At 55.1% G+C, this 12,004-nt stretch carries 9 protein-coding genes and 1 pseudogene; 9 read left to right on the top strand and 1 reads right to left on the bottom strand.

Annotated elements, in window-relative coordinates:
• Positions 1 to 180: 180 nt before the first annotated feature.
• Positions 181 to 1,197: pseudogene (locus Q8N04_11485) on the bottom strand (IS30 family transposase).
• Positions 1,198 to 1,281: 84 nt separating this feature from the next.
• Between Q8N04_11485 and Q8N04_11480 the strand changes: the two are divergent.
• The 9 genes from Q8N04_11480 to wecB all read left to right on the top strand — a co-directional run bounded on the left by Q8N04_11480 (position 1,282) and on the right by wecB (position 11,987).
• Positions 1,282 to 2,226: an FkbM family methyltransferase gene (locus Q8N04_11480; GenBank protein MDP3091294.1), complete on the top strand. Its 945-nt coding sequence runs from the start codon at positions 1,282 to 1,284 to the stop codon at positions 2,224 to 2,226.
• 66 nt (positions 2,227 to 2,292) lie between these two features.
• Complete coding sequence (locus Q8N04_11475; GenBank protein MDP3091293.1) at positions 2,293 to 3,015, top strand: hypothetical protein; 723 nt, start codon at positions 2,293 to 2,295, stop codon at positions 3,013 to 3,015.
• A 72-nt stretch (positions 3,016 to 3,087) separates the two neighbouring features.
• A complete protein-coding gene (locus Q8N04_11470) occupies positions 3,088 to 4,020 on the top strand; it encodes a glycosyltransferase family 2 protein (GenBank protein ID MDP3091292.1) in 933 nt (310 codons plus the stop codon).
• Between the two features lie 223 nt (positions 4,021 to 4,243).
• The gene (gene asnB / locus Q8N04_11465) at positions 4,244 to 6,082 is read left to right on the top strand and encodes an asparagine synthase (glutamine-hydrolyzing) (GenBank protein MDP3091291.1); all 1,839 of its coding nucleotides are present in this window, start codon (positions 4,244 to 4,246) and stop codon (positions 6,080 to 6,082) included.
• A gap of 101 nt (positions 6,083 to 6,183) precedes the next feature.
• Positions 6,184 to 7,260 (top strand): glycosyltransferase family 4 protein, encoded by a 1,077-nt coding sequence (locus tag Q8N04_11460; protein ID MDP3091290.1) that lies wholly within the window; start codon positions 6,184 to 6,186, stop codon positions 7,258 to 7,260.
• Between the two features lie 138 nt (positions 7,261 to 7,398).
• Positions 7,399 to 8,688, top strand: a complete 1,290-nt coding sequence (locus Q8N04_11455) for a glycosyltransferase family 4 protein (protein MDP3091289.1) — start codon at positions 7,399 to 7,401, stop codon at positions 8,686 to 8,688.
• Positions 8,685 to 9,707 carry a polysaccharide biosynthesis protein gene (locus tag Q8N04_11450; GenBank protein MDP3091288.1) on the top strand — a complete coding sequence of 341 codons (1,023 nt, stop codon included), beginning with the start codon at positions 8,685 to 8,687 and terminating at the stop codon, positions 9,705 to 9,707. The genes Q8N04_11455 and Q8N04_11450 overlap by 4 nt, the downstream gene beginning before the upstream one ends.
• Positions 9,708 to 9,756: 49 nt before the next feature.
• Positions 9,757 to 10,863 carry an NAD-dependent epimerase/dehydratase family protein gene (locus Q8N04_11445; GenBank protein MDP3091287.1) on the top strand — a complete coding sequence of 369 codons (1,107 nt, stop codon included), beginning with the start codon at positions 9,757 to 9,759 and terminating at the stop codon, positions 10,861 to 10,863.
• Complete coding sequence (gene wecB / locus Q8N04_11440) at positions 10,860 to 11,987, top strand: UDP-N-acetylglucosamine 2-epimerase (non-hydrolyzing) (GenBank protein MDP3091286.1); 1,128 nt, start codon at positions 10,860 to 10,862, stop codon at positions 11,985 to 11,987. Before Q8N04_11445 ends, wecB begins: the two co-directional genes overlap by 4 nt.
• Positions 11,988 to 12,004: the final 17 nt, after the last annotated feature.

Below are 12,004 nucleotides of genomic sequence, written 5' to 3'. Positions count from 1 at the left end.
GAGTGAATGGTGGCGGCAGTGTGTCGTGAGTGTGGGTGGTCTGTTTTACGGTTTATGGATTGAGTGCGGCCTACAGTGTGAGACCTTTGGCATTTGTAATTGTACGCCTTGCAAGTGGTTATTTCGAATTGGGTGGAGCGGATGGGGTGGCTGAGAGAGTGTGTCTGTGCATTCAAAATCTTAGCACACCAGGTGGTGAAAAGCATGAGCCGGACTGTGCCAGTTCAGAATTTTCCGCGGGCGATCGTTGAGCATCGCCTGCACGCGTTTGATCGCCCGCCGCGAGACGCGCTGGAACTCGGTGCCGGCGGGAAAGAACTGCCGCAGCAAGCCGTTCGTGTTCTCGTTCGTCCCCCGCTCCCAGGGACACTGGGGATGGGCAAAGTAGACCTGCATCTTGGTCTGTTTGGTAAAGAGGCGGTGCTCCCGCATTTCCTGGCCCTGGTCATACGTGAGGGAGCGGCGGAGTTGGGCAGGCAGCGTCCGCACTTCCCGGGCGAAGGCCCGCCGCACGGCGGTCGCGTCTTTGGCCGTCAGCGGCACCAGCAGCGTAAACCGGGTGGTGCGTTCCACCAGCGTCCCGAGCGCCGACGCGTTCGCCTGGCCGACCAACAAGTCGCCCTCCCAATGGCCGGGCACCGTGCGATCGGCCACCTCGGCCGGCCGTTCGTCAATGCTCACGATGTCCTGGACGGGGCGCGACGAGCGGCGGATCTTGCGGGGACGACGACAGCGGTGACGGCGTCGCAGATAGCGGGCGAGTTCGCGTTTCAACGCCCCGCGGGGCAGCCCCTACACATACGTGTAGATGGCTTCGTGCGAGAGGCGCATCGTGAGATCGTCAGGATACCGCTGGCGCAAGCCGTGGGCAATCTGTTCAGGCGACCAGCGCTGAGCGAGCAGCGTCAACACGGCCCGGCGGCGCCGGCGATGGACCGCGAGCTTGCGGGGCTTCCGGGGACGATGGGCCCACCGGTGGGCGCGGTGATGGGCTGGGACAGCCCGATAGGTGATGGGACAGGCGCGGTGCCGAGCAAGTTCCCGCGCCACCGTGCTCGGCGCGCGCTGCAGCGCTTGAGCCGTGGCCCGCAGGCTATACCCGGCAGCCAACATTCGACTGAGTGCTTCACGTTCCATAAGAGTCAGGCGTCGGTAGAGGGCCCTGTGCAACTCCTTGGTTCCTGGATGCTTCAGGATACTGGTGTTGCACTAGAACCTTGAACCCACAGTCTCTCTCTTTGTTAGGTCGATAATTATCCTACAATAAGCAAAGGATCGAGCATGAACTCTGCAATAGAGTCGAATGGAACCGTCCTGGGCAATGCAGCAGCCAGAATCAGGAGTCTCTATTATGTGATTCGGTCAACGAGGAATTGGATCGATGCGCTTTTGGTTCGCTATGGGAGTAAAGAGAAATGTCTTATCCGATTCAGAAACGGTTATGAATTGCCGCTGACCAAGCAGTCCTGGCAAAAATACATTCTGCACACGCACCTGTTTAGTTTGTTGCCCTCAACAAAACTGTCAGGTGAGTCTATGACCTTTGACTACCATGGCAGGCAGTTAGAATTTGCGTTTGGGAAGTATGGATTTGACACCATCTTCGAGATATTCGCATTTGATCCCTATCGTGGGTTTCTCGGTTCTGTCAGTCCTAAGGGGAAGCGGGTCATCGATATCGGTGCGGCATTTGGGGACACAGCTGTCTATTTCTTGCTGGAAGGTGCTACTCATGTCGTGGGTATTGAGGCTTTCCCAGGGTATCATCGCCTTGCCGAGAGAAATATACGGCAAAATGGATTGACTGCATCCTGTGAAATCTTGTTGTCTGCGGTGGGGGGGAAGGCCGGCAGTATTACGCTTGATCCCGCTTCTGAAGATATGTTTGGCGCCAATCTTCTTACTCCTCAGGCTGGGCAGACCGTTCCGATGATTACGCTTTCCGACATAGTCAGCCGCTTCGACGTTGCCGATGGTTTCCTTAAGTTAGATACCGAAGGTTTCGAGTACGAGATCTTGCTCAAGACTCCCAAAGCTGTCCTGAGAAAGTTCTCGGACATGATGATTGAATATCACTACGGCTACGAAAAATTGGACCAATATCTGCGCGAATGCGGCTATTCAACATCGCATACGGGGCCGACTCATGCCTATGTGCCTCATCTTGTTGGGGAAGAGGCGAGAAATATGTATACCGGTCACCTTCTCGCCAAAAGAATCGACTGAGAAATACGCAATCAAGTTTTGACTGCCTGGAACGCAAGCTGATTCAGAAAGTGGGTATCTTGAGCCATGAGAGCTGAGCTGGGACTGCTGTATGAAAAAGGTGGGGTGCTAGGTATCGGCAGGAAGCTAGTTGAGGTCGGGGCTCGACTAGCCCGGGATATGCTGAAAAACCTCTACTTCCGCATCACTCCGTCAGGCAGTTTTGAGTATTGTGGGCACCGACTGAAGTACTTCCGTCATACCTACAATCTCGCCTATCAAAATGAAAGAACAGTTGAGATACCCGTAGCTGAGTGGTTCCTGCGAGCTCATAGACAAGGGGCAAGAATTCTCGAGGTGGGAAATGTCCTCAGGAATTACGGATTCAGACAACAGCGAGATATTCTCGATAAGTATGATTCGTCGCCGGGCCTGATCAACGAGGACGTCATTGATTTTGCCCCAAGTGAAAAATACGATGCGATCATCAGTATCTCAACGTTAGAGCATGTTGGATGGGATGAGGCGGAGCGGGATCCTGGGAAAATTCCATTCGCGTTCAAGAATCTAAGGGATAATTGTATGCGATCGGGCGGCGTGATGCTGGTGACCTTGCCTCTCGGGTACAACCAATATTTCGATGAGTATCTGGAGCGCGGAGGCGATGTTTTCTCAGAACGGCATTACCTCAAAAGAATATCAGCCGACAATCAGTGGGAGCAAGTAGAGTATTCCAAGGTTGCAGCGAGTAAGTTTGGTGAACCGTACAATAATGCCAACGCCATGTTTATTGGAATCGTCCGGGCCTAACTTCACAGGCTTCACGGGTTCGCCTCCGGCTCAACTCCGCAATTATAGATATCTCTGACCTCCCCTTCTTCTATGCTTCTGAGTGTCTGTATCCCAACATATGGTCAGCCCAACCAGATGAGGCGAACGCTGGATAGTTTGCTTGGGCAGGATTTGGAGAGTGTCGAAATTGTCATTCGGGATGATAATCCGGATGCTGAAACGGAGAAGATCGTATCCGGGTATTTGACCAGGCTGCCCATCAGATACTTCCACTTAAAAAAAGAAGGGGTCGATCTCGCGTTCATGTTTGTCAGCCGGGAGGCGCGGGGCAATTTTGTGTGGTGGTTTGGTGATGATGTGTTTTGTCCAGGGACGGTTGGCAGAGTCCTCGGTGTTCTAAGGGATGTGCGTGACATAGACTTTATGTACATCAATTCGACTGATATGGCCGGAGAGAATTACTCTATTCATCTTGGTGAGAGCCGACTGACGAAAGATCGGGATGAGGTATTGTCTACACTGAAGGATCAGCTTGGTTTTTGTTCTGCCATGCTCTTCAGGCGGGAGACGTTATTGTCGGGTATGGAGAAGGCTCTCGCATTTATTGGCACATCATGGGTAACCCTGTTCTTATCGTTGAATGCACTGTCGGTGGGCAGGAAGTTTTATCTGCTGGACGGGAGAAATTTCTTAAGCGATGAAAAGCCTGCAGGGGAGGCCCGCTGGTATGATTCGTTTGAAGTGCATGGAATTAACTATGCGCTCGTCGCCCGTGAATTTACGGAGTCTTTTGACAGGAAACTACTAAGGCATGTCCAGGCTCAGAAGTTTGGGCGCTCCTGGAGGGCCGTTGTCGTCGAGCGCGCGAAAGGGTTTACGACAGGCTTTGGCTCGTCAACCCCCAAAATTGTCAAGATGGCAAAATTGTTCTGGAGCTATCCTGAGTTCTACCTTGCCTTTCCTCTCATGCTCATCCCTCGGCCCATGCTGCGGCTGTGTTATTCCCTCTACAAAAGAGCCTGATGTGCCAGGGATGCCCTCGGTTAGTTCATCGTAGCGCAGGTTTGTTGGAGGGGCAGTACGGAGAGTTCGGCCTCGTCTCAGTTGGCAGCCCTCAGTCAATAAGCAGAGTTACTGTCCCGGGATTGTGTGCTCGGATCTCTATTGCCTTGGGCTCAGAGCAGACGGAGTCAATCCGGGATACGGTACGTACTGACGGGGAAGCGTTGCAGGAGTTATTAAGATTATGTGTGGGTTGGCAGGAGTGTTTCTTTCCCGAACGACAGCCGGTCAGTGCTCTGCTGATGACGCTGTGCGAAAAATGTGTGATCGAATGCAAGCGCGCGGTCCAGATGCTCTGGGGTATTGGACGGATTCAAAAGCAGATCTGAGTTTGGGTCATCGTCGGTTGTCGATTATCGATTTGGAGTCTCGCGCAAACCAGCCGATGCTTTCCGATGACGGCCGCTTTGTGATTGTGTTCAACGGAGAAATATACAATTTTCTCGAGTTGCGCCGTGGGCTTGAGGAAGACGGTGACCGCTTTCGTACGCAAAGCGACACGGAGGTGCTGCTGCGACTCTTTGCCCGGCATGGCGAGGGAATGCTGTCTCGCTTGCGCGGGATGTTTGCCCTTGCGATATGGGATCGCATCACTCGTACGGTATTGTTGGCCCGGGATCCTTATGGCATTAAGCCGTTGTACCTTGGTCAGAGCAAGAAGGGCTGGCTATTTGCTTCTCAGGTGAAAGCCTTGCTCGCCTCCGGTCTGATTTCGTACGACTCCGATCCGGAGGGGCAGGCTGGGTTTTGGCTGTTAGGGAGTGTCCCTGAGCCGCGCACCTGGTTCCGTGATATCACTGCCGTGCCTGCCGGTAGCTGGTGCCGTATATCCGCAGACGGTCAGCTCGTTGGTCCTCACAAGTATTGGGATATCGGGGATTCCTGGCGCAAGGCGCCGGAGTGCCGTATGACGGCCGACGACGTTCAAGAGGCTGTGCGCACTGCGGTTTCCCGTTCTGTGCAACAACATCTGGTCGCCGACGTCCCGGTGGGTATATTCCTTTCCGGCGGGATCGATTCCGGCAGTCTTGCGGGATTAATGAAAGACAACGGAGCGCGAGATGTCCTCGGTGTTACGGTGGCATTCAGGGAATTTCACGGACAGCACGAAGACGAAGTGCCCGCGGCCAAGGAGATTGCCGAGCGGTTCGGGATCAGGCATCACGTGCGGGTGATTACGCGACAGGAGTTTGATTCCGACCTCCCGAGGATCCTCTCGGCCATGGATCAGCCGAGCATTGACGGGATCAATACATGGTATGCGAGCAAGGCTGTGGCTGAGCTGGGTTTGAAGGTGGTCATTTCCGGTATCGGCGGGGACGAATTGTTTTATGGCTATCCAAGCTTTCAGCAGCTTCCCTTGCTTGTCTCGCGACGGAGGCGGATGGCGAAAGTTCCCGGGGCCCTGTTGGCGGCAGATCTCGCGCTGCGCGTTTTTTCGCGATACAGCGGGAATTCGCGTTGGCGCTGGTTAACCCGTCAAGCCGGAAATCTGTACGGCGCCTATTGGCTGCGGAGAGGCCTCTTTACGCCTGACGACCTGCCTACACTGCTGGAGGGAGGGGGATCGTCCCAGGGGTCGCGACAGCGTGATCCCGCGGCCCTCCTGGAGTCTGTCGCTGGCGACCTCCCGGCTGATTCTATGGCTGCTGTAGGGCAACTCGAGTCCATGGTCTATCTTCGCAATCAGTTATTGCGGGACAGCGACTGGGCCAGTATGGATCATAGTGTAGAGTTGCGCACGCCGCTGGTTGATGCCTGGCTGTTGCGGGATTTGATGCCTGTACTCAGATCGTTCGGGCGACTACAAGGAAAGCATTTGCTCGCCGCCAGCCCCGTCACGCCGCTGAGTCAGGCCATGACCGGTCGAACGAAGTCAGGCTTTGGGATTCCTTTGGGCGTATGGATGAACCATGAGGTGGATCGCCTTGCTGGCCGCCATGGAGTATCCGCCGCACATGAAGCCGGGCAGAGCAGCCGTCGCTGGGCCGCCACGGTCGCGAATGCGATCTATGCGCGATGAGTCGGCCTAATCCGTCCAGAAGACCTGTTGTTCTGGTCTTCGCTCGTTCCTATCTTCCGGGTTATCGAGCCGGAGGACCGGTTCGAAGCCTCTCTAATCTTGTGGAGGCGTTGAGTGCCGAATACGATTTTCGTATCGTCTGCCTGGACCGGGATCACCGCTCGGATATTCCTTATCCGGACATTAAAGTGGGCCAATGGCAACGCCGAGGTGGGGCCGCCATTTTCTATGCAGCTCCATCCGATCTGGGATTTGGCTTCTGCCGAAGGGTGGTATCCGATGCCAATCCGGACATGATTTATCTCAACAGCTTGTTCGACCGGTCGTTTTCAATGTTGCCGCTTGTCGCTTTAGGGCGCGGCCGTTCGACTCCGATCCTTCTCACTCCGAGGGGCGAGTTTTCGTCGGGGGCTCTTGGGCTAAAAGCGACCCGCAAGCGGGGTTTTGTACTCGCAGCCAGAGGGGTCGGACTTTACAAACATGTGTTTTGGCATGCCTGCTCCGAGCCGGAGGCCGAACAGATTCGAGGTGTTTTATCTCCGCGGGCTGGCAGGTTGTTTCTTGCCAGCAATTTACCGGAAGCTGAGTCCGCGCGGATCATCCCTCATGTCGAGAAACAGCCCGGTACATTGCGCCTGGTTCTTGCGTCCCGCGTGGTGCCTATGAAGAACACCCTGGCTGCAATTCGTATTGCGTCTCAACTATCCGGGCGAGTTCAGCTTGATCTCTGGGGGCTTGTTGAGGACAAGCCATATTGGGATCTTTGTCAGCAGCAGATTGCCCTCTGTCCGGATCATGTATCGGTGCGTCATCGAGGAGAAGTTGCTCATGAGCATCTGTCTGAGCGGCTTCACGAATACGATGTGATGCTGCTTCCGACGCTCGGCGAGAACTTTGGCCATGCGATTCTTGAAGGACTTGCTGCGGGTCTTCCCGTGGTGATCAGTGATCGAACCCCCTGGCGCCATCTGATGCGTGCAGGTGTCGGGGCCGATTTGCCGCTAGCGGACGAACAGGCTTTTGTGCGGGAACTGAGTCGCTATCAAATGATGACCGAAAACGACATGGCCAAGATACGCGAAGCCTGTACACACTATGTTGCTGCGTGGCGTGCAAGTCATGTGGACCTGGACGCTTACCGGAGTATGTTTGATGCCGTCCTGGCATCCAACTCGTGAGGGGCCCTGGTGCGTCATATTGGTGCTTGGACCCCGGTGGAGATTTCTTCGGTGGTTCCTGGGGTGAGATTGTCGGAGAGTGACCGAATGTGTCCGGGGAGCGGTGGCGGAGGCTGTTTAAGGGGTTGGTCTGAGTAAGTGCGACTTCTTATTGTTAGCCAGTATTTCTGGCCGGAGAATTTTCGGATCAATGATTTGGCACGCGAGTTTCAACGGCGCGGTCATGTCGTAACGGTCCTCACGGGTTTGCCGAATTACCCGGCGGGGACTTTCTCTTCAGGGTATGGTTTCGGCGGACCCTATCGGGAATGCTACGAAGGGGTAGAGGTAATCCGGTGTCCTTTGTTTCCCCGCGGCAGTGCGACCGGAGTGCGCCTGGCGCTCAACTACCTATCTTTTGCGGTAATGGCAACGCTCAGGGGGGGGCTGAGCTGCCGAAAGAATTACGATGTGATTTTTGTCCATGAGCCATCTCCAATGACGGTGGGGTTCCCCGCTCTTGCGCTAAAAGCTCTGACACGAGCCCCAATATTGTTCTGGGTGCTGGATTTATGGCCTGAGAGCGTTTCGGCCACGCAAGCGATTCGGTCGTCGCGCGCGCTGCAGTGGATCGAGCGTATGGTGCGGTTCATCTATCGGCATTGCGATCGGATCCTTGTGCAATCACGAGCCTTTGTATCTCATGTCGAACAACAGCGTGTTCCTTCGGGGAAAATCCTGTATTTCCCGAGCTGGGCGGAAGCTCTCTATGAGACTGCCGTCGGTCGATTGCCTGTGCCGGAGAGTGTCCATTTTCCGGAAGGGTTTCGAGTGATGTTCGCCGGGAATGTGGGGGCGGCGCAGGATTTTGAGACGATCATTGCGGCGGCGGAACGGGTGAAATCGAGAGCGGATATTCACTGGATTATTGTCGGCGATGGACGCATGTTGAGCTGGGCTCAGGCTGAAGTGGAACGACGGCAGTTAGCCGGCACCGTACATTTTCTTGGCAGGCATCCGCTTGAAACCATGCCGGCGTTTTTTGCGCAGGCCGATGCCATGTTGGTGACTCTCCGGCGTGAGCCCATTTTTGCTTTGACAATTCCCGGGAAGGTGCAGTCCTATCTGGCTTCGGGGCGTCCGATTATTGCCGCACTTGACGGGGAAGGGGCTCGGATTATTCGAGAGGCGGGAGCAGGCCTCGTCTGTTCAGCCGAGCAGCCGGAGGCTTTGGCCGATGCTGTGCTGAGAATGGCGGAGACTCCACGCGAAGCCAGGGAACTGATGGGCCGTCGCGGAGCGGAATACTACGCCGCGCATTTTGACCGGTCCATGCTGTTCGACCAGCTTGAAAAATGGATGCAGGAGTTAGTCGAAAGGCAAGGGAACATACGGGCGTCGGCTGCATCCGAATCGGCCTTGTCGAGTGAAAGGGGAAGACCTTCATGAGCGATGTGTTGAAGGGGAAAACGGTGTTGATTACCGGAGGGACCGGATCATTTGGTCGGGCATTTGTGGATATCCTCCGGCCTCGTGAGGTGAAAGAAATCCGCATTTTCAGTCGCGATGAATTGAAGCAAGAAATGATGCGGATAGAGCTGAACGAACCGCGCCTCAAATTTCATATCGGCGACGTCAGGAGCCGCGAGAGTGTGGATGCGGTCATGCAAGGCGTGGACTTTGTCTTCCATGCCGCGGCCCTGAAGCAAGTGCCGTCCTGTGATTTTTTCCCTATGCAGGCTGTCTACACCAATGTCATCGGCAGCCACAATGTGGTTGATTCTGCCATCAAGCACGGGGCGACAAAGGTCATCTGTCTGAGCACGGACAAGGCGGTGTATCCGATCAATGCGATGGGTATGACGAAGGCCTTGATGGAAAAGGTGGCTCAGGCTGCCGCGCGCACGACCGGTCCCGGCGCTACCGTGGTGAGTACGGTGCGGTATGGGAATGTGATGTACTCGCGTGGCTCGGTCATTCCGCTCTTTGTCCAACAGATCAAGGCGCAACAGGCGCTGACCATCACCGAGCCAGGCATGACGCGGTTTTTGCTTCCGCTATCGGAGGCCGTGGATCTCGTTCTCTTTGCATTTGAGCATGGACGCCAGGGAGATATTCTAATTCGTAAAGCGCCTGCCTGTACGGTGGCCGACTTGGCCGCGGCCATGAAAGCGGTATTTCAGTCCACGGTTCCTGTGAAAGTGATCGGCGTTCGTCATGGTGAAAAACTCTATGAAACGCTGGCGACCCGTGAGGAGTTGCGTCGGGCCGACGACATGAAAGAGTATTACCGGGTTGCCATGGATTCGCGGGATCTCAACTATAGCAAGTATTTTACGGAAGGTGATTTACAGGAGGCCGAAGTGGATGACTACACGTCCCATAATACACAACGGTTGACCGTGAAGGAGGTCGAGGTGTTGCTGCGCACGCTGCCGGAAATCCGGCAGGCGCTGACAGGGCGATGACCTGGCTCCGCGTGGTTCCCGTAGTTCCTTCCTCGGGTAGGATTTCTTTATGACAACGATAGCAATTACAGGAGCGGCTGGATTTCTCGGTTGGCATCTACGAGTACATTGCCACGCCAAACCTGAGATCAAGATTCTTCAAGTTGATCGGGAAGGTTTTCGCGATCCCGCCCGTTTCCAAGAAGTGATCCGGCAAGCCGATGCGGTTGTCCATCTGGCAGGCCTGAATCGCGGCAATGATCAGGACATCGAGCGTGTCAACCTCGAGCTCACTAATCAGCTTATTACCGCCTGTAGGCAAACGGGGGCGCGACCTCATGTGCTCCTGGCAAATTCAACCCATCAGGAGCGGGATACGGCCTATGGGCGATCCAAACAGAAAAGCGCCGCCCTGCTGGGGGCTTGGGCATCAGAAATCGGAGCCGTTTTTACAGACCTTGTGATTCCCAATGTATATGGAGAGGGAGGGCGCCCGTTTTACAATTCCGTCGTGGCCACATTTTGCCACCAGCTTGCCTCGGGAGAGGAGCCGAAGATCATTCAAGATGGGCAGCTCGAGTTGATGCATGCTCAGAGAGTGTCACGTGCGCTCGTTGCGGCCATAGAGGGCCATGTATCCGGCCAGGTGCGGGTGGAGGGAGAGCGGCTGTCAGTGTCCGAATGCCTTTCGAAGTTGCAGGCGTTTGATCGGTGTTACCGGGCGCATCTTGTCCCCGACCTGAAAGCCGATCTGGATCTGGACCTGTTCAACACCTACCGATCGTTTCTCTATCCGCGTCATTATCCGGTGACGCTCCAATTGCACAGCGATGCCAGGGGGCATCTGTTCGAGGCGGTCAAGAGTCTGCATGGTGGGCAGTGCTTCATCTCGACAACGAAGCCCGGTATCACCAGAGGCAACCACTACCACGCCAGGAAGTTCGAACGGTTCTTAGTCCTGGGCGGGGATGCGGTCATTCGAATTCGGAAACTGTTGACGAGGGATATCGTGGAATTCAAGGTATCGGGAACTGTTCCGCAGTATATCGATATGCCGACGTTCTGTACCCATGACATTACCAATACAGGCCAGGCGGAGCTCACGACGTTGTTCTGGGCCCACGAGATCTTCGATCCACAACGATCCGATACGATTCGGGAGCCTGTAGACTTATGAAAAAGCTGAAAGTGATGACAGTGGTGGGTACTCGCCCTGAGATCATTCGATTGTCACGAGTCTTGACCGCCCTTGACCGCTATACTAATCATTGTCTGGTGCATACTGGCCAGAACTACGATTATGAGCTGAACGAAATCTTCTTCAAGGAGCTGGAGCTTCGGAGACCAGACTATGTCTTGGGGGCTGCCGGGCAATCGGTTGCGGAAACGATCGGAACCATTCTGATCAAGATCGATCCGATCCTGGCCAAGGAGCAACCCGATGCGCTGTTGGTGCTGGGCGATACCAATAGCTGTCTGGCCGTCATTGTCGCCAAGCGCCGGAAGATCCCGGTGTTTCATATGGAAGCGGGCAATCGATGCTTCGATCAACGCGTTCCGGAGGAGTTGAACCGGAAGATCGTCGACCATCTGAGCGATATCAATATGACCTACAGCGAGTTGGCTCGTGAGTATTTGCTGAGGGAGGGGGTAGCTCCGGAACGTGCAATCAAAACCGGCAGCCCGATGTATGAAGTGTTGTCGCATTATCAGGGAAAGATCCGCCGGTCGAAGGTGCTGAAAGCGCTCCGTCTTTCACCGAACAAGTACTTTGTTGTGAGTGCTCACCGAGAAGAAAATGTCGATTCGCCGGCGCAGTTCAAAAGGCTCGTCGACTTGCTCAAGGCTCTCGCCGAGACGTTCGGGCATCGGGTTATCTGCTCCACGCACCCGCGTACGCGGGTGCGTATGGAATCAGAGAAGGTGAAATTGCCGACATTGGTGGAACTCCACAAGCCCTTCGGACTATTTGATTATGTCCATTTGGAGACGCAGGCACGTGCGGTCTTATCGGATAGCGGGACGATCACCGAAGAGTCCTCGATTCTTAACTTCCCTGCGGTGAATATCCGTGAGGCTCACGAGCGGCCGGAAGGCATGGAAGAAGGCGCGGTGATGATGACGGGGCTTGATAGGGAAAGAGTGCTTCAGGCCTTGTTGATTTTGGAAGCTCAGCCTCGTGGAGATAAACGCGGGTTGCGGATCGTCCGGGATTACGATGTGCCGAACGTGTCTGAGAAAGTGGTCCGCATTATTCTGAGCTATACGGATTACGTGAATCGACTTGTCTGGCACAAGTGATCCGGTATCTGGCAGAC

It is taken from the genome of Nitrospira sp., from assembly GCA_030692565.1.
Classification (GTDB): domain Bacteria; phylum Nitrospirota; class Nitrospiria; order Nitrospirales; family Nitrospiraceae; genus Nitrospira_D.
This window is presented reverse-complemented; position numbering and strand designations above follow the sequence as displayed.